Origin of the sequence: Pseudomonas sp. NPDC090592, from assembly GCF_044769185.1 — a bacterium.
GTDB lineage: Bacteria > Pseudomonadota > Gammaproteobacteria > Pseudomonadales > Pseudomonadaceae > Aquipseudomonas.
On the sequence record NZ_JBIVXJ010000022.1, the window covers coordinates 1 to 19,464 of the forward strand.

16 protein-coding genes are annotated in these 19,464 nt (G+C 60.5%); 14 read left to right on the top strand and 2 right to left on the bottom strand.

Going from position 1 to position 19,464, the window contains the following annotated elements; all coding sequences use genetic code 11:
• Positions 1–138 precede the first annotated feature (138 nt).
• Entirely contained in the window at positions 139–1,428 is a 1,290-nt protein-coding gene (gene gltA, locus ACIQUI_RS19185; RefSeq protein WP_391127893.1) for a citrate synthase, read from the bottom strand.
• 352 nt (positions 1,429–1,780) lie between these two features.
• Here gltA and sdhC point away from each other — a divergent pair, with 352 nt between their 5' ends.
• The 11 genes from sdhC (at position 1,781) to ACIQUI_RS19240 (ending at position 15,985) form a co-directional block, all read left to right on the top strand.
• On the top strand, positions 1,781–2,167 hold the full coding sequence (gene sdhC / locus ACIQUI_RS19190) for a succinate dehydrogenase, cytochrome b556 subunit (RefSeq protein ID WP_012315350.1): 387 nt from the start codon (positions 1,781–1,783) through the stop codon (positions 2,165–2,167).
• A complete protein-coding gene (sdhD, locus tag ACIQUI_RS19195) occupies positions 2,161–2,529 on the top strand; it encodes a succinate dehydrogenase, hydrophobic membrane anchor protein (RefSeq protein ID WP_003254214.1) in 369 nt (122 codons plus the stop codon). The genes sdhC and sdhD overlap by 7 nt, the downstream gene beginning before the upstream one ends.
• Before the next feature lie 3 nt (positions 2,530–2,532).
• Positions 2,533–4,305 carry a succinate dehydrogenase flavoprotein subunit gene (sdhA, locus tag ACIQUI_RS19200; protein ID WP_346643265.1) on the top strand — a complete coding sequence of 591 codons (1,773 nt, stop codon included), beginning with the start codon at positions 2,533–2,535 and terminating at the stop codon, positions 4,303–4,305.
• Positions 4,306–4,316: 11 nt separating this feature from the next.
• Entirely contained in the window at positions 4,317–5,021 is a 705-nt protein-coding gene (locus ACIQUI_RS19205) for a succinate dehydrogenase iron-sulfur subunit (protein WP_012315348.1), read from the top strand.
• Positions 5,022–5,266: 245 nt separating this feature from the next.
• The gene (locus ACIQUI_RS19210) at positions 5,267–8,098 is read left to right on the top strand and encodes a 2-oxoglutarate dehydrogenase E1 component (RefSeq protein WP_403201598.1); all 2,832 of its coding nucleotides are present in this window, start codon (positions 5,267–5,269) and stop codon (positions 8,096–8,098) included.
• 42 nt (positions 8,099–8,140) lie between these two features.
• Positions 8,141–9,364, top strand: a complete 1,224-nt coding sequence (odhB, locus tag ACIQUI_RS19215) for a 2-oxoglutarate dehydrogenase complex dihydrolipoyllysine-residue succinyltransferase (protein WP_403201600.1) — start codon at positions 8,141–8,143, stop codon at positions 9,362–9,364.
• Between the two features lie 96 nt (positions 9,365–9,460).
• Positions 9,461–10,897, top strand: a complete 1,437-nt coding sequence (gene lpdA / locus ACIQUI_RS19220; protein ID WP_201207067.1) for a dihydrolipoyl dehydrogenase — start codon at positions 9,461–9,463, stop codon at positions 10,895–10,897.
• Between the two features lie 172 nt (positions 10,898–11,069).
• Positions 11,070–12,236 (top strand): ADP-forming succinate--CoA ligase subunit beta, encoded by a 1,167-nt coding sequence (gene sucC, locus ACIQUI_RS19225; protein ID WP_003254205.1) that lies wholly within the window; start codon positions 11,070–11,072, stop codon positions 12,234–12,236.
• Complete coding sequence (gene sucD, locus ACIQUI_RS19230) at positions 12,236–13,120, top strand: succinate--CoA ligase subunit alpha (RefSeq protein ID WP_016393102.1); 885 nt, start codon at positions 12,236–12,238, stop codon at positions 13,118–13,120. Before sucC ends, sucD begins: the two co-directional genes overlap by 1 nt.
• A gap of 482 nt (positions 13,121–13,602) precedes the next feature.
• Positions 13,603–14,916 (top strand): branched-chain amino acid transport system II carrier protein, encoded by a 1,314-nt coding sequence (brnQ, locus tag ACIQUI_RS19235; protein ID WP_403201603.1) that lies wholly within the window; start codon positions 13,603–13,605, stop codon positions 14,914–14,916.
• A 319-nt stretch (positions 14,917–15,235) separates the two neighbouring features.
• A complete protein-coding gene (locus tag ACIQUI_RS19240; protein WP_403201606.1) occupies positions 15,236–15,985 on the top strand; it encodes a DUF599 domain-containing protein in 750 nt (249 codons plus the stop codon).
• Positions 15,986–16,052: 67 nt separating this feature from the next.
• On the opposite strand, the gene ACIQUI_RS19245 is transcribed toward ACIQUI_RS19240, so the two are convergent.
• Positions 16,053–16,337 carry a hypothetical protein gene (locus ACIQUI_RS19245; RefSeq protein ID WP_403201816.1) on the bottom strand — a complete coding sequence of 95 codons (285 nt, stop codon included), beginning with the start codon at positions 16,335–16,337 and terminating at the stop codon, positions 16,053–16,055.
• 154 nt (positions 16,338–16,491) lie between these two features.
• On the opposite strand from ACIQUI_RS19245, the gene ACIQUI_RS19250 reads away from it, so the two are divergent.
• The 3 genes from ACIQUI_RS19250 to htpG all read left to right on the top strand — a co-directional run bounded on the left by ACIQUI_RS19250 (position 16,492) and on the right by htpG (position 19,422).
• Entirely contained in the window at positions 16,492–16,968 is a 477-nt protein-coding gene (locus tag ACIQUI_RS19250; RefSeq protein WP_403201608.1) for a PaaI family thioesterase, read from the top strand.
• Positions 16,965–17,447, top strand: coding sequence for a PaaI family thioesterase (locus ACIQUI_RS19255; RefSeq protein WP_403201611.1), 483 nt, complete (start codon positions 16,965–16,967; stop codon positions 17,445–17,447). The genes ACIQUI_RS19250 and ACIQUI_RS19255 overlap by 4 nt, the downstream gene beginning before the upstream one ends.
• Positions 17,448–17,517: 70 nt before the next feature.
• A complete protein-coding gene (htpG, locus tag ACIQUI_RS19260) occupies positions 17,518–19,422 on the top strand; it encodes a molecular chaperone HtpG (protein ID WP_403201614.1) in 1,905 nt (634 codons plus the stop codon).
• The last annotated feature ends 42 nt before the right edge of the window (positions 19,423–19,464 follow it).

Here is a 19,464-nt window from a genome sequence, read left to right on the forward strand (position 1 = left end):
AGCGCATGGCTTGAGTTCAGTGCAATCGGTGTGGGAGCTGGCTTGCCGGCGATGGGCTGCACAGCAGCCCCGGCAGTCTTAACTGACTGGCATTAGCCCAAGGGCAGCCTTTTTGCTTTTGCGTTCGGCCCTGCAGGCTTACTTGCGGTCCTTCAGCGAAACGATGTCGCGCTTCTGCTCGCCGGTGTACAGCTGGCGCGGGCGGCCGATCTTGTACGGGCTGGAGAGCATTTCCTTCCAGTGCGAAATCCAGCCCACGGTACGTGCCAGGGCGAAGATCACGGTGAACATGCTGGTCGGAATGCCGATCGCCTTGAGGATGATCCCCGAGTAGAAGTCGACGTTCGGGTACAGCGAGCGCTCGATGAAGTAAGGATCGGTCAGGGCGATCTCTTCCAGGCGCATGGCCAGTTCCAGCTGCGGGTCGTTCTTGATGCCCAGCTCGCGCAGGACTTCGTCGCAGGTCTGCTTCATCACGGTGGCGCGCGGGTCGCGGTTCTTGTACACGCGGTGACCGAAGCCCATGAGCTTGAACGGGTCGTTCTTGTCCTTGGCCTTGGCGATGAACTTGTCGATGTTCGAAACATCGCCGATCTCATCGAGCATGGTCAGCACGGCTTCGTTCGCACCGCCGTGGGCGGGGCCCCACAGTGCGGCGATGCCGGCGGCGATACAGGCGAACGGGTTGGCACCCGACGAGCCGGCCAGACGAACGGTGGAGGTGGAGGCGTTCTGCTCGTGATCGGCGTGGAGGATGAAGATCCGGTCCATTGCCTTGGCCAGCACCGGGCTGATCGGTTTGATCTCGCACGGGGTGTTGAACATCATGTGCAGGAAGTTTTCCGCGTACGACAGGTCGTTGCGCGGGTACATCATCGGCTGGCCCATGGAGTACTTGTAAACCATCGCGGCCAGGGTCGGCATCTTGGCGACCAGGCGCACCGCGGAAATTTCACGGTGTTGCGGGTTATTGATGTCCAGGGAGTCGTGATAGAACGCCGACAGTGCGCCGACCACGCCGCACATCACCGCCATCGGGTGGGCGTCGCGACGGAAACCGTTGAAGAACGACTTCAGCTGCTCGTGAACCATGGTGTGGTTCTTGACGGTGCTGACGAACTGGGCCTTCTGCTCGGCATTCGGCAGTTCGCCGTTGAGCAGCAGGTAGCAGGTTTCGAGGTAGTCGGACTGTTCGGCGAGTTGCTCGATCGGGTAGCCGCGATGCAGCAGGATCCCTTTGTCGCCGTCAATGTAGGTGATCTTCGACTCGCACGAGGCAGTCGCCATGAACCCAGGGTCGAAGGTGAAGTGACCAGTGGCCCCCAACCCGCGGACGTCGATTACATCAGGACCAACGGTGCCGGTTAAAATGGGCAGCTCGACGGGGGCAGCGCCCTCGATGACCAACTGCGCTTTTTTGTCAGCCATGTGGCCTCCTATTAATGCTAGAAATCATCAGACAGACCCCCCACGCAGGGCCCGCACCACTATAGAGGGATAAATTCAGATGTCAATTTGCCTAAAGGCTTGTTGAATCAGGCATTCAAGCCTGATTTTTCCCGAAATTCTCGCCCATTTACGCCTTTTGCTCGCTAAAGGCAATGCGCTATTTGGGCTACCCCGTCACGTTGTCATAAGCAGCCTAACTGTCTATACTCGGCACCCGACCGCCAGGGGCTTGCAAGCCCGAACTGCTGGGGGTCGCCGTTCCCTGGGTGGTGGGTACCTGACCAGTACACTTACCAACAACTTTGCCCTGATTCGCTAGGGGCTCTTCAGTGTGAAAAAAGCCGTGAAAAGCCAACGACCTGTAAACCTAGACCTAAGGACCATCAAGCTTCCTGTCACCGCGTACACGTCCATCCTGCACCGTATCTCCGGCGTCATCCTGTTCCTCGGCCTTGCCATCATGCTTTATGCACTGGGCAAGTCGCTGGGTTCCGAGGAAGGCTTCGGTGAGGTGAAGGCGTGTCTGACCAGCCCGCTGGCCAAGTTCGTGACCTGGGGCCTGTTGTCTGCCCTGCTTTATCACCTCGTGGCAGGTGTTCGTCACCTGATCATGGACATGGGTATCGGTGAGACGCTGGAAGGCGGCAAGCTGGGCTCGAAAATCGTGATCGTCATCTCCGTGGTGCTGATCGTTCTGGTGGGAGTTTGGGTATGGTAACCAATGTCACGAACCTGTCGCGTTCGGGCCTCTATGACTGGATGGCGCAGCGCGTTTCTGCGGTCGTTCTCGCGGCTTACTTCCTCTTCCTGATCGGCTACGTGGTCGCCCACCCAGGCATCGACTACACCCAGTGGCATGGTCTGTTCTCCAACAACGCGATGCGAATCTTCAGCTTGCTGGCCCTCGTTGCCCTGGGCGCTCACGCCTGGGTCGGCATGTGGACCATTGCAACCGACTACCTGACGCCTATGTCGTTCGGCAAGTCGGCAACTGCGATTCGTTTCCTGTTCCAGGCGGTATGCGGCGTTGCGATGTTCGCTTACTTCGTCTGGGGTGTGCAGATTCTCTGGGGTATCTGATCCATGGCTAGCATTCCAACCATTTCCTTCGACGCCATCATCATCGGTGGTGGCGGCGCCGGCATGCGCGCTGCGCTGCAACTGGCTCAAGGCGGCCACAAGACTGCCGTAGTCACCAAGGTCTTCCCGACCCGTTCGCACACTGTATCCGCCCAGGGTGGCATCACCTGCGCCATCGCTTCGGCCGACCCGAACGACGACTGGCGCTGGCACATGTACGATACCGTCAAGGGCTCCGACTACATCGGTGACCAGGACGCTATCGAGTACATGTGTCAGGAAGGCCCGGCTGCGGTCTTCGAGCTGGACCACATGGGCCTGCCGTTCTCGCGTACCGAAACCGGCCGCATCTACCAGCGTCCGTTCGGTGGCCAGTCCAAGGACTTCGGTAAAGGTGGCCAGGCTGCCCGTACCTGTGCCGCTTCCGACCGTACCGGTCACGCGCTGCTGCACACCCTGTACCAGGGCAACCTGAAAGCCGGTACTACCTTCCTCAACGAGTACTACGCTGTTGACCTGGTGAAGAACCAGGAAGGCGCATTCGTCGGTGTGATCGCAATCTGCATCGAAACCGGCGAAACCATGTACATCAAGTCCAAGGCCACCGTTCTGGCCACTGGCGGTGCCGGTCGTATCTACGCCTCCACCACCAACGCCCTGATCAACACCGGTGACGGTATCGGCATGGCCCTGCGTGCAGGCGTGCCGGTGCAGGACATCGAGATGTGGCAGTTCCACCCGACCGGTATCGCCGGTGCCGGTGTACTGGTTACCGAAGGTTGCCGCGGTGAAGGTGGTTACCTGATCAACGCCCACGGCGAGCGCTTCATGGAGCGTTACGCGCCGAACGCGAAAGACCTGGCTGGCCGCGACGTGGTTGCCCGTTCCATGGTCAAGGAAATCATCGCCGGCAACGGCGTGGGCCCGAACAAGGACCACGTACTGCTGAAGCTGGACCACCTGGGTGAGGAAGTGCTGCACAGCCGCCTGCCGGGTATCTGCGAACTGTCCAAGACCTTCGCCCACGTCGACCCGGTCGTTGCGCCGGTTCCGGTCGTGCCGACCTGCCACTACATGATGGGCGGCGTTGCCACCAACATTCATGGCCAGGCCATCACCATGGACGAAGAAGGCAAGGACCACATCATTCCTGGCCTGTTCGCCGTAGGTGAAGTGGCGTGCGTATCGGTTCACGGTGCCAACCGCCTGGGCGGCAACTCGCTGCTCGACCTGGTGGTGTTCGGCCGTGCTGCCGGCCTGCACCTGGAGAAGGCGCTGAGCGACGGCATCGAGCACCTCGACGCCAGCGACACCGACATCGATGTTGCCCTGAGCCGCCTGAACAACCTCAACGGGCGTACCACGGGTGAAGACGTTGCCAGCCTGAAGCGCGAGCTGCAGAGCTGCATGCAGAACTACTTCGGTGTATTCCGTACTGGCGAATACATGCTGAAGGGTATCGAGCAGCTGGCTGGCCTGCGCGAGCGTATCGCCAACGTCAAGATCAACGACAAGTCCCAGGCCTTCAACACCGCGCGTATCGAAGCGCTGGAGCTGCAGAACCTGCTGGAAGTCGCCGAAGCTACTGCCATCGCGGCCGAAGCCCGTAAAGAGTCCCGCGGCGCTCACGCCCGTGAAGACTTCGAAGACCGTGACGACGAAAACTGGCTGTGCCACACCCTGTACTACCCGGGTGAGAAGCGCGTTGCCAAGCGCGGCGTCAACTTTGCGCCGAAGACTGTTCCAGCCTTCGAACCAAAAGTCCGGACTTACTAAGGGTGGCTGCTATGTTGAAAGTCGAAGTTTATCGTTACAACCCGGACACCGACTCGGCGCCCAAGATGGAGTCGTTCGACGTCGATACCGGCGGCAAGGACCTGATGGTTCTCGATGTATTGGCGCTGATCAAGGAAAAGGACGAAGGTTTCTCGTACCGTCGCTCCTGCCGTGAAGGCGTTTGCGGTTCCGATGGCATGAACATGAACGGCAAGAACGGCCTGGCCTGCATCACCCCGCTGTCGGGTGTGGTCAAGGGCAACAAGCTGGTTCTGCGCCCGCTGCCAGGCCTGCCGGTCATTCGTGACCTGGTGGTCGACATGAGCATCTTCTACAAGCAGTACGAGAAGGTGAAGCCGTTCCTGCAGAACGATACCCCGGCACCGGCCATCGAGCGCCTGCAGTCGCCGGAAGATCGCGACAAGCTGGACGGCCTGTACGAGTGCATCCTGTGCGCGTGCTGCTCCACGTCCTGCCCGTCGTTCTGGTGGAACCCGGACAAGTTCCTGGGCCCAGCCGCGCTGCTGCAAGCCTACCGCTTCCTGGCCGACAGCCGTGACACCAAGACTCAGGAGCGCCTGGCGTCCCTGGATGACCCGTTCAGCGTATTCCGCTGCCGCGGGATCATGAACTGCGTGAACGTTTGCCCGAAAGGTCTGAACCCTACCAAGGCAATCGGTCACGTACGTAACATGCTGCTGCAAAGCGGCACCTGATACAACGTGTTGTAACTGCAGTAAGCCGAGGTGCGGGTGGTGAGCCCGCACTGAGGTAAAACCCGAACAAGGGCCCACAAAGCCCGCGTTCATACCTATGAAGATATGAGACCAGCAGGGGCTTTCCGGGCTGGTACCCGGAAAATCAGCAGGATCCAAGTGGCGTGGTTCAGTCGCTTTATTCGGACTTTTCCAGGTTTGCTGTGGCTCTCGCCGATCAGTCCCCTAACCGAGGGTGACCAAGCATGCAAGAAAGCGTGATGCAGCGCATGTGGGATAGCGCCCACCTTTCAGGTGGTAACGCTGCATATGTGGAAGAGCTCTACGAGCTCTACCTGCACGACCCTAACGCTGTGCCAGAAGAGTGGCGCACCTACTTCCAGAAGTTGCCCGCCGACGGCAGCACCGCTACTGATGTATCGCACTCGACAATCCGCGACCATTTCGTACTGCTGGCAAAGAACCAGCGCCGCGCTCAACCGGTATCTGCCGGGAGCGTGAGCAGTGAACACGAGAAGAAGCAGGTTGAAGTTCTGCGACTGATCCAGGCCTATCGTATGCGCGGCCATCAGGCTGCCAAGCTCGACCCGTTGGGGTTGTGGCAGCGTCCAGCGCCTGTAGACCTGTCGATCAATCACTACGGCTTGACCAATGCCGATCTTGATACGACCTTCCGTGCCGGCGACCTGTACATCGGCAAAGAGGAGGCGAGCCTACGCGAGATCGCCGAGGCGCTCCAGAAGACATATTGTCGCACCATTGGCGCCGAGTTCACCCACATCGTCGATTCCGAGCAGCGCAGCTGGTTCCAGCAGCGTCTGGAAAGCGTGCGCGGCCGTCCGGAGTTCTCCGCCGATGTGCAAGCTCACCTGCTCGAGCGTGTGACTGCCGGTGAAGGCCTTGAGAAATACCTGGGCACCAAGTACCCAGGCACCAAGCGTTTCGGCCTCGAGGGCGGCGAAAGCCTGATCCCGATGCTGGACGAGATGATCCAGCGTTCCGGCTCCTATGGTACCAAGGAAGTCGTGATCGGCATGGCCCACCGTGGCCGCCTGAACGTACTGGTGAACACCTTCGGCAAGAACCCGCGCGAGCTGTTCGACGAGTTCGAAGGCAAGAAGATGAACGAGCTGGGCTCCGGTGACGTGAAGTATCACCAGGGCTTCTCCTCGAACGTGATGACCACCGGTGGCGAAGTGCACCTGGCCATGGCGTTCAACCCGTCCCACCTGGAAATCGTTTCGCCAGTGGTCGAAGGTTCGGTGCGCGCCCGTCAGGACCGCCGCAACGACACCGTCGGCGACAAGGTGCTGCCGATCTCGATCCACGGCGACGCAGCATTCGCCGGCCAGGGCGTGGTCATGGAAACCTTCCAGATGTCGCAGACCCGCGGTTTCAAGACCGGCGGTACCGTGCACATCGTGATCAACAACCAGGTTGGTTTCACCATCAGCAACCCGCTGGACGCGCGCTCTACCGAGTACGCCACCGACGTTGCCAAGATGATCCAGGCGCCGATCCTGCACGTGAACGGCGATGACCCGGAAGCAGTGCTGTTCGTCACCCAGCTGGCCATCGATTACCGCATGCAGTTCAAGCGTGACGTGGTCATCGACCTGGTCTGCTACCGTCGTCGCGGCCACAACGAGGCCGACGAGCCGAACGGCACCCAGCCGCTGATGTATCAGCAGATCAGCAAGCAGCGCACCACCCGTGAACTGTATGCCGAGGCGCTGATCCAGGCCGGTCGCATCGACGCCGAGCGCGCTCAGGCCAAGATCGACGAGTACCGCAACGCGCTGGACAATGGCCTGCACGTGGTGAAAAGCCTGGTCAAGGAGCCGAACCGCGAGCTGTTCGTCGACTGGCGTCCGTACCTGGGCCACGCCTGGACCGCGCGTCACGACACCCGCTTCGACCTCAAGACCCTGCAGGACCTGTCGGCCAAGCTGCTGGAACTGCCAGAAGGCTTCGTCGTCCAGCGTCAGGTCTCGAAGATCTACGAAGATCGCCAGAAGATGCAGGCCGGTGGCTTGCCGATCAACTGGGGTTATGCAGAGACCATGGCTTACGCCACCCTGCAGTTCGAAGGCCACCCGATCCGCATGACCGGCCAGGACATCGGCCGTGGCACCTTCTCGCACCGTCACGCGGTGCTGCACAACCAGAAGGACGCCAGCACCTATATCCCGCTGCAGAACCTGTTCCCGGGCCAGCCACGTTTCGACCTGTACGATTCGTTCCTGTCCGAGGAAGCGGTACTGGCGTTCGAATACGGCTATTCCACCACCACGCCGAACGCGCTGGTGATCTGGGAAGCCCAGTTCGGCGACTTCGCCAACGGTGCGCAAGTGGTGATCGACCAGTTCATCACCAGCGGTGAGCACAAGTGGGGCCGCCTGTGCGGTCTGACCATGCTGCTGCCACACGGTTATGAAGGGCAGGGCCCGGAGCACTCCTCCGCGCGTCTGGAGCGTTACCTGCAGCTGTGCGCCGAGCACAACATCCAGGTCTGCGTACCGACCACCCCGGCACAGATCTACCACCTGCTGCGTCGCCAGGTCATTCGCCCGCTGCGCAAGCCGCTGGTGGTCCTGACGCCCAAGTCGCTGCTGCGCCACAAGCTGGCCATCTCGACGCTGGAAGACCTGGCAGAAGGCTCGTTCCAGACCGTGATCCCGGAAATCGATGCAATCGATCCGGCCAAGGTCGAGCGCCTGGTGCTGTGCAGCGGCAAGGTCTACTACGACCTGCTGGAAAAACGCCGTGCCGAAGGCCGCGAAGACATCGCCATCCTGCGTCTCGAGCAGCTGTACCCGTTCCCGGAAGACGACCTGGTCGAAATCCTGGCGCAATACAGCAACCTCAAGCACGCCGTATGGTGCCAGGAAGAGCCGATGAACCAGGGCGCCTGGTACAGCAGCCAGCACCACATGCGCCGCATCCTGGGCCGCCACAACAAGGCACTGGTCCTGGAATACGCCGGCCGCGACGCTTCTGCCGCGCCAGCTTGTGGTTACGCTTCGAAGCACGCCGAACAGCAGGAAAAACTGCTGCAAGACGCCTTCACTGTCTAACGCCTTCGCGCACCTGAAACCGAATTTAAGGAAACACTGACAATGGCTATCGAGATCAAAGCCCCAACCTTCCCGGAATCGGTTGCCGATGGCACCGTTGCCACCTGGCACAAGAAGCCGGGCGACGCCGTCAAGCGTGACGAGCTGATCGTCGACATCGAGACCGACAAGGTGGTCCTGGAAGTCCTGGCTACCGCTGACGGCGTGCTGGGCGACATCGTCAAGGGCGAGGGCGACACCGTCCTGTCCGACGAACTGCTGGGTTCGATCGTTGAAGGCGGTGCTGCTGCCGCGCCAGCCGCTGCCGCCGCACCTGCTGCTGCCCCGGCTGCTGCCGCTGCCGACGCTGGCGAAGACGACCCGGTCGCCGCGCCAGCTGCTCGCAAGCTGGCTGAAGAGAACGGCATCGACCTGGCTACCGTTGCCGGCACTGGCAAAGGTGGTCGCATCACCAAGGAAGACGTCGTCGCTGCCGTCGCCAACAAGAAGTCGGCGCCTGCCGCTGCGCCGGCTGCCAAGCCAGCTGCCGCTGCTGCTGCCCCGGTTGTCGTCGCTGCTGGCGACCGCACCGAGAAGCGCGTGCCGATGACCCGCCTGCGGGCCAAGATCGCCGAGCGACTGGTTGAAGCCCAGTCCAACATGGCGATGCTGACCACCTTCAACGAAGTGGACATGACCGAAGTCATGGCCCTGCGTTCGAAGTACAAGGACCTGTTCGAGAAGACCCACAATGGCGTGCGCCTGGGCTTCATGTCGTTCTTCGTCAAGGCTGCCACCGAAGCCCTCAAACGCTTCCCGGCGGTGAACGCGTCGATCGACGGCAACGACATCGTCTACCACGGCTTTGCCGACGTCGGCGTTGCCGTGTCCAGCGACCGTGGCCTGGTGGTACCGGTACTGCGTAACGCCGAGTCGATGAGCCTGGCTGAAATCGAGAACGGCATTGCCACCTTCGGCAAGAAGGCCCGTGACGGCAAGCTGTCGATCGAAGAAATGACCGGCGGCACCTTCACCATCACCAACGGTGGTACCTTCGGTTCGATGATGTCGACCCCGATCGTCAACCCGCCGCAGGCCGCCATCCTCGGCATGCACAACATCATCCAGCGCCCGATGGCCATCAATGGGCAGGTCGTGATTCGCCCGATGATGTACCTGGCGCTGTCGTACGATCACCGCCTGATCGACGGCAAGGAAGCGGTAACCTTCCTGGTCACCATCAAGAACCTGCTGGAAGATCCGTCTCGCCTGCTGCTGGACATCTAATCGAGCAGCTGTAAGCTGCAAGCGGCAAGCTTCAAGTCGAAGCCTGTCTGTCTTGCGGCTTGCAGCTTGCCGCTTGAAGCTCAAAAGGAATCTTTTATGACCCAGAAATTCGACGTAGTGGTGATTGGTGCAGGTCCTGGCGGCTATGTGGCTGCCATCAAGGCTGCCCAACTCGGTCTGAAGACTGCCTGTATCGAGAAGTACACCGACGCCGAGGGCAAGCTGGCCCTGGGCGGCACCTGCCTGAACGTAGGTTGCATTCCATCCAAGGCGCTGCTGGACAGCTCCTGGAAGTACAAGGAAGCCAAAGAGAGCTTCAACGTCCACGGTATCTCCACTGGCGAAGTGAAGATGGACGTCGCCGCGATGGTTGGCCGCAAGGCTGGCATCGTCAAGAACCTGACCGGTGGCGTTGCCACCCTGTTCAAGGCCAACGGCGTTACTTCGATCCAGGGCCACGGCAAACTGCTGGCTGGCAAGAAAGTCGAAGTCACCAAGGCTGACGGCACCACCGAAGTCATCGAAGCCGAGAACGTGATCCTGGCTTCCGGCTCGCGCCCGATCGACATTCCGCCGGCTCCGGTCGACCAGAACGTCATCGTCGACTCCACCGGCGCCCTGGAATTCCAGACCGTACCGAAGCGCCTGGGCGTTATCGGTGCTGGCGTGATCGGCCTGGAGCTGGGCTCGGTATGGGCTCGCCTGGGTGCTGAAGTCACCGTCCTGGAAGCCCTGGACACCTTCCTGATGGCTGCCGACACCGCCGTGTCGAAAGAAGCCCAGAAGACCCTGACCAAGCAAGGCCTGGACATCAAGCTGGGCGCTCGCGTCACCGGTTCGAAAGTCAACGGCAACGAAGTTGAAGTGACCTACACCAACGCCGAAGGCGAGCAGAAGATCACCTTCGACAAGCTGATCGTTGCGGTCGGCCGTCGCCCGGTGACCACCGACCTGCTGGCTGCCGACAGCGGTGTGACCATCGACGAACGTGGCTACATCTTCGTTGACGATCACTGCGCCACCAGCGTACCGGGCGTGTTCGCCATCGGCGACGTGGTACGCGGCATGATGCTGGCCCACAAGGCTTCGGAAGAGGGCATCATGGTTGTCGAGCGCATCAAGGGCCACAAGGCCCAGATGAACTACGACCTGATCCCGTCGGTTATCTACACCCACCCGGAAATTGCATGGGTCGGCAAGACCGAACAGTCCTTGAAGGCCGAGGGTGTTGAGGTTAACGTAGGCACCTTCCCGTTCGCGGCCAGCGGCCGTGCGATGGCGGCCAACGACACCGGTGGTTTCGTCAAGGTCATCGCCGATGCCAAGACCGACCGCGTCCTGGGTGTACACGTGATTGGCCCATCGGCTGCCGAACTGGTGCAGCAGGGTGCAATCGCAATGGAATTCGGCACCAGTGCCGAGGATCTGGGCATGATGGTCTTCAGCCATCCAACCCTGTCCGAAGCGTTGCATGAAGCAGCGCTGGCGGTGAATGGCGGCGCCATTCACGTGGCCAACCGTAAGAAGCGTTAATTATAAGAAACCACGGCGGGCAGCCCGTCGTGAGTCTTGCGTGCATGACTCACCGCGGAACGTCCGCCGGACCGGATCACACGGGAAAACCCGGGGTCAACGGTCACAGGTGGTGCGGCGCCAGTGATGGCGCAGCGCCGAAGCGCAGTACCTAACGAAGACGGTAAAAAGCATGAATCTTCACGAGTATCAGGGTAAGCAGCTGTTCGCTGAATACGGCCTGCCAGTTTCCAAGGGTTTCGCAGTCGACACCCCTGAGCAAGCTGCAGAAGCCTGCGACAAGATCGGCGGGAACGAGTGGGTTGTCAAAGCCCAGGTTCACGCAGGTGGTCGCGGCAAAGCGGGCGGCGTAAAGCTGGTTCGCAGCAAGGAAGACGCCAAGGCGTTCGCTGCACAGTGGTTGGGCAAGAACCTGGTTACCTACCAGACAGATGCCAACGGTCAACCCGTCTCCAAGATTCTGGTCGAATCCTGCACTGACATCGCCAAAGAGCTGTACCTGGGCGCTGTAGTCGATCGTTCGAGCCGCCGTATCGTGTTCATGGCTTCCACCGAAGGTGGCGTGGACATCGAGAAAGTTGCTCACGAAACTCCTGAGAAGATCCTCAAGGCCACCATCGATCCGCTGGTCGGCGCTCAGCCGTTCCAGGGTCGCGAGCTGGCATTCCAGCTGGGCCTGGAAGGCAAGCAAGTCCAACAGTTCGCCAAGATCTTCGTGGGTCTGGCCAAGCTGTTCAAGGATCACGACCTGGCCCTGCTGGAAGTGAACCCGCTGGTGATCAAGGCCGATGGCGACCTGCACTGCCTCGATGCCAAGATCAACATCGACGCCAACGCCATGTACCGTCAGCCCAAGCTGAAAACCTTCCACGACCCGTCGCAGGACGACGCCCGTGAAGCCCACGCTGCCAAGTTCGAACTGAACTACGTTGCCCTCGAAGGCAACATCGGCTGCATGGTCAACGGTGCCGGCCTGGCCATGGGTACCATGGACATCGTCAACCTGCACGGCGGCAAGCCAGCCAACTTCCTCGACGTTGGCGGCGGTGCTACCAAAGAGCGCGTTACCGAAGCGTTCAAGATCATCCTGTCCGACAGCAATGTCGCGGCCGTTCTGGTCAACATCTTCGGCGGCATCGTTCGCTGCGACATGATTGCCGAAGGCATCATCGGTGCAGTGAAAGAAGTCGGCGTTAAAGTTCCGGTTGTTGTTCGCCTTGAAGGTAACAACGCCGAACTGGGCGCTAAAGTACTGGCAGAAAGCGGTTTGAACATCATTGCGGCAACCAGCCTGACCGACGCTGCTCAACAAGTTGTCAAAGCTGCGGAGGGCAAGTAATGAGCGTCCTGATCAATAAAGACACCAAAGTCATCTGCCAGGGCTTCACCGGCTCGCAGGGTACTTTCCACTCCGAACAAGCCATCGCCTACGGCACCAAGATGGTTGGCGGCGTGACCCCAGGCAAGGGTGGTACCACCCACCTGGGCCTGCCGGTGTTCAACACCGTCAAGGAAGCCGTGGAAGCTACCGGCGCTGACGCTTCGGTGATCTACGTACCGGCTCCGTTCTGCAAAGACTCGATCCTGGAAGCTGCCTTCGGCGGCATCAAGCTGATCGTTTGCATTACCGAAGGCATTCCTACCCTGGACATGCTGGATGCCAAGGTCAAGTGCGACGAGCTGGGCGTTACCCTGATCGGCCCTAACTGCCCAGGTGTCATCACCCCGGGCGAGTGCAAGATCGGCATCATGCCAGGCCACATCCACCTGCCAGGCAAAGTCGGTATCGTTTCGCGTTCCGGCACCCTGACCTACGAAGCTGTGAAGCAGACCACCGACGCCGGCTTCGGCCAGTCGACCTGCGTCGGCATCGGCGGTGACCCGATCCCGGGCTCCAACTTCATCGACATCCTGAAGCTGTTCCAGGAAGACCCGAAGACCGAAGCGATCGTCATGATCGGTGAGATCGGCGGTTCGGCTGAAGAAGAAGCCGCAGCCTATATCAAGGCGAACGTAACCAAGCCTGTCGTTTCGTACATCGCTGGTGTTACCGCACCTGCGGGCAAGCGCATGGGCCACGCTGGCGCCATCATTTCCGGCGGCAAGGGCACTGCGGACGAGAAGTTCGCCGCGCTGCAGGACGCCGGTGTGAAAACCGTGCGTTCCCTGGCTGACATCGGTAAGGCCCTGGCCGAGCTGACTGGCTGGGAAGCCAAGAAGTAATACTGCTACACCCCCCACGCGCACAGAGGCCACCTTCGGGTGGCCTTTGTCGTTTGTGCGGTTTGAGTTTGCCTGTACCGGCCTCTTCGCGGGCTTGCCCGCTCCCACAGAAGATCGCCACCTTCAGTACCTGTGCTGATCCCTGTGGGAGCGGGCAAGCCCGCGAAGAGGCCGGTACAGGTTACAAAGATTTTTCGATGGGTTTGATAGGAATTTTCACGCAGACGAATGTTTCAATCCGAGGATAATTCCTACTGTCCTCGGTCGCACAGACGACAAACATGTACGCACATCGGACAAGCAGCACTGTGCCAGTGCGTTTACCCGGTAAAACGGTTAATCTACGCGCTCACTCTGTGCCCGCTCCCCAAAAGGGAACGACACGCTAAACGGGTCTGGCCTATCAAGCCGGGCAGCATTTCCCTCATCCATGGGGAAATCCCCTCTCGAATCCCGATTTCAGCAGTGTGGTACTACCTTAAATGAAAGTTCTCAAAGGCCAGGATATCCTGGCGCTTGGCTTTATGACGTTTGCGCTTTTCGTCGGTGCAGGCAATATCATCTTCCCGCCTATCGTCGGCCTGCAGTCTGGCCCGCACGTATGGATGGCTGCACTGGGCTTCCTGGTGACCGCCGTGGGCTTGCCGGTCATCACCGTGGTCGCCCTGGCCAAGGTCGGTGGCGGCATGGATGCCTTGAGCAGCCCGATTGGCAAGTTCTTCGGCGGCCTGCTGGCTGCCGTGTGCTACCTGTCGGTCGGCCCGCTGTTCGCTACCCCGCGTACGGCGACCGTGTCGTTCGAAGTGGGCGTTGCACCGCTGACCGGTGAAAGCCCGCTGGCACTGTTCATCTACAGCCTGGTGTATTTCGCCGTGGTCCTGGCCGTGTCCATGTATCCGGGCAAACTGCTCGATACCGTGGGTCGCTTCCTGGCGCCGTTGAAGATCATCGCCTTGGCCGTGCTGGGTATTGCAGCCTTCGCGCTGCCAGCCGGCACCATTGGTGAAGCGCAGCCGGCCTACGCCGCCGCCGCGTTCTCCAAGGGCTTCTCGGACGGCTACCTGACCATGGACACCCTGGGTGCCCTGGTATTCGGTATCGTGATCGTCAACGCCATCCGCTCGCGCGGTGTCGAGTCGCCGAAGCTGATCACCCGCTACGCCATCATCGCCGGCCTGATCGCCGGTGTCGGCCTGGCTCTGGTGTACATCAGCCTGTTCCGCCTGGGTGCCGGCAGCCACGACATTGCGGCTGACGCTACCAACGGTGCGGCAGTACTGCATGCCTACGTGCAGCACACCTTCGGCTCGCTGGGCAGCGGCTTCCTTGCCGTGCTGATCGCCCTGGCTTGCCTGGTGACCGCGGTTGGCCTGACGTGCGCCTGTGCCGAGTACTTCAGCCAGATCCTGCCGCTGTCGTACCGTGCGCTGGTGGTGATCCTGGCGGGCTCCTCGCTGCTGATCTCCAACCTGGGCCTGACCAAGCTGATCATGTTCTCGGTCCCGGTGCTCACCGCCATCTACCCACCCTGCATCGTGGTAGTCGGCCTGAGCTTCGTGAAAGACCTGTGGAACTCGCCGACCCGCATCCTGGCGCCGGTGATGCTGGTGTCGCTGGTGTTCGGCATGGTTGACGCGATCAAGGGCAGCAGCATTGCCCATGTGCTGCCAGACTTCATGGCACACCTGCCGCTGAGCGATCAGGGGCTGGCCTGGCTGGTGCCTTCGGTGGTGACCCTGGCTGGCGCCGTGGTCTGCGACCGCATGCTCGGCAAGCCGCGCGAGGCGCTGGCCTGACCCGATAGAGTCGAAGCCTGAGGGCGGCACCGGCCACAAGCCAAAAGGGTGCGCGCCAGGGGTGGAAACTGCAAAGCCCCGTATCCGAGAGGATGCGGGGCTTTTTGTTGGCCTGTTCCGGCCTCTTCGCGGGTAAACCCGCTCCCACAGGTCAAGCGCAAGCCCCAGCGTTGACGCTATACCTGTGGGAGCGGGCGCGCCCGCGAAAGGGCCTGCATGAGCAGTGCAGAATTCACGGTGGGTATGTGCCTTTTGCGGCTTGCCAGCGTCGAAACCCGGTCCCTATCCTCTAGGCACCTGGCCCACTCGGGAACCCTGCATGAACTTCATCCAAAGCAACTTCAACAACCTGCTGGCGATTGCCTGGTTTGCCCTGTGCTGGGGCGGTTACACGCGCTATGCCATCTGGAAAGGGCGCGACACGGCATGCCTGGCCAGCGTGTTGCACCTGTACCGCGAAGACTGGATGCGCCGCATGCTGCTGCGCGACAACCGCATTGCCGATGCCAGCGTGATTGGCAACCTGGAACGCAACGCGTCGTTCTTTGCCTCCAGCACGCTGATCATCCTTGCCGGCATTCTGACTGTGCTTGGCGCCTCTGACCGGGCGCTGTCGCTGCTGGCTGACCTGCCGCTGGTACAGCAGACCTCCCAGGGCATGTCGGAGATCAAGCTGCTGTGCCTGGCCACGGTGTTTGTCTATGCCTTCTTCACTTTCAGCTGGTGCATGCGTCAGTACAACTTTGCCGCGGTGCTGGTGGGGTCGGCGCCCATGATTGGTGAACGCCTGGTCAATGAACTGGAGCGCAAGGCATTCGCTTTGCGGGCAGCGCGCGTGTTGTCGCTTGCCGCCAACCAGTTCAACCTGGGGCTGCGCTCGTATTACTTTGGTATGGCCATGCTCAGCTGGTTCATCAGCCCTTGGTTGTTCATGGTCATGAGTGTCGGCGTGGTCTTTATTCTGTACCGTCGCGAGTTCCATTCGGATGTGCTGGATGTGATGGTGTTCACACCAACCGAAAGTATGCCGGGCGAACAGGGCAGGGAAACTAACCAGCCAGTTAGCTAAAACGGTTAACCTATTAATTTCAGGTACAAAAAAACCCGACAAAGTCGGGTTTTTTTGTTTTAGCCAATTACTGCTTGGCAGGTTCGGCCGGAGCAGCAGGGGCAGCTTCTGTCGCCGGAGCGGCTGGTGCGGCCTCTTCGGCAGCTTTCTGCTCGGCTTCAGCCTGATCTTTGGCGGCTTCGGCGTTTTCCTTGGCGGCCTCGTTCATTTTATCCTGAGCTTCACCCATTTTTTCCTGGGCTTGCTCGGCGTGTTGCTGTGCGTCCTGGGCTTTGTCTTCGCTCGCTTTATCGCAAGCGGCCAGGCCCATGGCGGCGGCCAGCATCAGAGCAAAAGCAAAAGGTTTACGCATGGGGGTGTTTCTCCTTGGTGGAATAAGTGACTTGTTCCTTCGAGTACAACTACGCGGAATAAGTTCCACGCAGGTTACAGATATATAACGCCCCGTTCTATATGGACTTTTTAACATTTTTATGCCGCTGCGGCAGTATGGGTGGAAACAGCGAATGAGCGATTCAACCTTGATGGCCATGGCCGAACGCTTTCTCTCGGCCCTCAAACATTGCCAGTTGCTGCAGATGCAGGTGGCGCAGGCGGATGGCGATGGCATGACCCTGGTAATGCCCTGGTCGCCAGCCATTGTCGGCAACCCGCAAACCGGCGCCGTACATGGCGGCGCGCTGACCACGCTGATGGACACCACCTGCGGCATGGCCACGTTGTGCGTATTGCCGCGCTTCGAGGTGTGCCCGACCCTGGACCTGCGTATCGACTACATGCACCCGGCTGAAGCCGGCAAGGATATCTATGGTCATGCCCAGTGTTACCGGGTCACCCGCGATGTGATATTCACCCGTGGCACCGCCTACCAGGATGACCCTGACCAGCCGATCTGCCAGGTGGTGGGTACCTTCATGCGCCTGGGGCAGGAGATCAAGGGCGGTATCCGTTTCGGCAACGGTTTGAAGGAGGGTGGGGCATGATTCCGCATGCGGTTCGCCAGCAACTCAACGCCGCCCACGCAGTGGGAGACTACGGGCCATTGCTGGCGCTGATCCCCTATGCCGGGCTGATCGGCGTCAAATGCGAACGCCAGGGCGATGACCTGCTTTTCCGCTTGCCGGCCAACCCGGATAACATCGGCAATCCGTTGCTGCCTGCCATCCATGGCGGTGTGATAGCCGGTTTCATGGAGCTATCCGCCGCGTTGTACCTGTTGATCTACAGCGAAAGCGTGAGCATCCCGAAGATCATCGACTTTTCAATCGACTACCTGCGCGCCGGGCATTTGCGCGATACCTACGCCCAGTGCCAGCTGTGGCGCCAGGGCCGCCGGGTGACCAACGTGGCCATCACCGCCTGGCAAGGTGACCGGCAGGCGCCGATTGCCACGGCCCGGGCGCATTTCAAGATCGAGCCGGAAAAGCCCTTGAAATCATCCGGGCAGCCCCCATCTGAATGACATCCGCCGTTAACGCAGGCCGATTCGGCCGCCAGGCGCCAACTGCCATCAGATCGGAGTTTCGAAGACCATGACTGTGGAAACACAAAAGGAAACGTTGGGCTTCCAGACCGAGGTAAAGCAACTGCTGCACCTCATGATTCACTCGCTGTACTCGAACAAGGAAATCTTCCTGCGCGAGCTGATTTCCAACGCCTCCGACGCCGCTGACAAGCTGCGTTTCGAAGCCCTGGCCAAGCCAGAGCTGCTCGAAAATGACGCCGACCTGAAGATTCGCCTGAGCTTCGACAAGGATGCCGGCACCGTTACCCTCGAGGACAACGGCATCGGCATGAGCCGCGAAGACGTCATTGCCCACCTGGGTACCATCGCCAAGTCCGGCACCGCCGACTTCATGAAAAACCTCACCGGTGACCAGAAGAAGGACTCGCACCTGATCGGTCAGTTCGGTGTAGGTTTCTATTCCGCGTTCATCGTGGCCGACAAGGTCGACGTATACAGCCGTCGTGCCGGTCAGCCGGCCGCCGAAGGTGTGCACTGGTCGTCGAAAGGCGAGGGCGAGTTCGAAGTCGCCACGATCGACAAGCCACAGCGCGGCACCCGTATCGTCCTGCACCTGAAGCAGGAAGAGAAAGAATTCGCCGATGGCTGGCGCCTGCGCAACGTGGTCAAGAAGTACTCCGACCACATCGCCCTGCCGATCCAGTTGCCGAAAGAGCAGGCTGGCGCCGAAGGCGAAGAGCAGCCGGCCGAAGAATGGGAAACCGTCAACCGCGCCAGCGCCCTGTGGACCCGTTCGCGCACCGAGGTGAAGGACGAGGAGTACCAGGAGTTCTACAAGCACATCGGCCATGACTTCGAAAACCCGCTGGCCTGGAGCCACAACAAGGTCGAAGGCAAGCTGGAATACAACTCGCTGCTGTACGTGCCGGCCCGCGCGCCGTTCGACCTGTACCAGCGCGAAGCGCCACGCGGCCTGAAGCTGTACGTGCAGCGCGTGTTCATCATGGACCAGGCCGAGTCGTTCCTGCCGCTGTACCTGCGCTTCATCAAGGGCGTGGTCGATTCCAACGACCTGTCGCTGAACGTGTCGCGTGAAATCCTGCAGAAAGACCCGATCATCGATTCGATGAAGACCGCGCTGACCAAGCGCGTGCTGGACATGCTGGAGAAGCTGGCGAAGAACGAGCCTGAGCAGTACAAGGGCTTCTGGAAAAACTTCGGCCAGGTGCTGAAGGAAGGCCCGGCCGAAGACTTCGCCAACAAGGAAAAGATTGCCGGCCTGCTGCGCTTCGCCTCTACCCAGGACGACAGCGGCGAGCAAAGCGTCGCCCTGGCCGACTACCTGGCCCGCGCCAAGGAAGGCCAGGACAAGATCTATTACCTCACCGGCGAGTCGTACGCGCAGGTCAAGAACAGCCCGCACCTGGAAGTCTTCCGTAAGAAAGGCATCGAAGTGCTGCTGCTCACCGACCGCATCGACGAGTGGCTGATGAGCTACCTCAACGAATTCGACGGCAAGGCCTTTGTCGACGTTGCCCGTGGCGACCTGGACCTGGGCAAGCTGGATTCGGAAGAAGACAAGAAGGCCCAGGAAGAAGTGGCCAAGGACAAGGAAGGCTTGGTCGAGCGCCTGAAGGGTGCGCTGGGTGACAGCGTGGCCGAAGTGCGCGTTTCGCACCGCCTGACCGACTCGCCGGCGATTCTCGCCATTGGCGAACAGGACCTGGGCCTGCAGATGCGCCAGATCCTGGAGGCCAGCGGGCAGAAAGTGCCGGAGTCCAAGCCGATCTTCGAGTTCAACCCGAGCCACCCGCTGATCGAGAAGCTGGATAACGAGCAGAGTGAAGACCGCTTCGCCGAGTTGTCGCACATCCTGTTCGATCAGGCGGCCCTGGCGGCCGGTGACAGCTTGAAGGACCCGGCGGCCTACGTTCGTCGCCTGAACAAGCTGTTGGTCGAGCTGTCTGCTTGAGTTGATATGAAGGAAAGCCCGCTTCGGCGGGCTTTTTTCATG

Coding starts and splice junctions, on each gene's coding strand:
- gltA (WP_391127893.1), bottom strand. CDS start 1,428: ATGGCTGACAAAAAAGCGCAGTTGGTCATCGAGGGCGCTGCCCCCGTC.
- sdhD (WP_003254214.1), top strand. CDS start 2,161: ATGGTAACCAATGTCACGAACCTGTCGCGTTCGGGCCTCTATGACTGG.
- sdhA (WP_346643265.1), top strand. CDS start 2,533: ATGGCTAGCATTCCAACCATTTCCTTCGACGCCATCATCATCGGTGGT.
- ACIQUI_RS19205 (WP_012315348.1), top strand. CDS start 4,317: ATGTTGAAAGTCGAAGTTTATCGTTACAACCCGGACACCGACTCGGCG.
- ACIQUI_RS19210 (WP_403201598.1), top strand. CDS start 5,267: ATGCAAGAAAGCGTGATGCAGCGCATGTGGGATAGCGCCCACCTTTCA.
- odhB (WP_403201600.1), top strand. CDS start 8,141: ATGGCTATCGAGATCAAAGCCCCAACCTTCCCGGAATCGGTTGCCGAT.
- lpdA (WP_201207067.1), top strand. CDS start 9,461: ATGACCCAGAAATTCGACGTAGTGGTGATTGGTGCAGGTCCTGGCGGC.
- sucC (WP_003254205.1), top strand. CDS start 11,070: ATGAATCTTCACGAGTATCAGGGTAAGCAGCTGTTCGCTGAATACGGC.
- sucD (WP_016393102.1), top strand. CDS start 12,236: ATGAGCGTCCTGATCAATAAAGACACCAAAGTCATCTGCCAGGGCTTC.
- brnQ (WP_403201603.1), top strand. CDS start 13,603: ATGAAAGTTCTCAAAGGCCAGGATATCCTGGCGCTTGGCTTTATGACG.
- ACIQUI_RS19240 (WP_403201606.1), top strand. CDS start 15,236: ATGAACTTCATCCAAAGCAACTTCAACAACCTGCTGGCGATTGCCTGG.
- ACIQUI_RS19245 (WP_403201816.1), bottom strand. CDS start 16,337: ATGCGTAAACCTTTTGCTTTTGCTCTGATGCTGGCCGCCGCCATGGGC.
- ACIQUI_RS19250 (WP_403201608.1), top strand. CDS start 16,492: ATGAGCGATTCAACCTTGATGGCCATGGCCGAACGCTTTCTCTCGGCC.
- ACIQUI_RS19255 (WP_403201611.1), top strand. CDS start 16,965: ATGATTCCGCATGCGGTTCGCCAGCAACTCAACGCCGCCCACGCAGTG.
- htpG (WP_403201614.1), top strand. CDS start 17,518: ATGACTGTGGAAACACAAAAGGAAACGTTGGGCTTCCAGACCGAGGTA.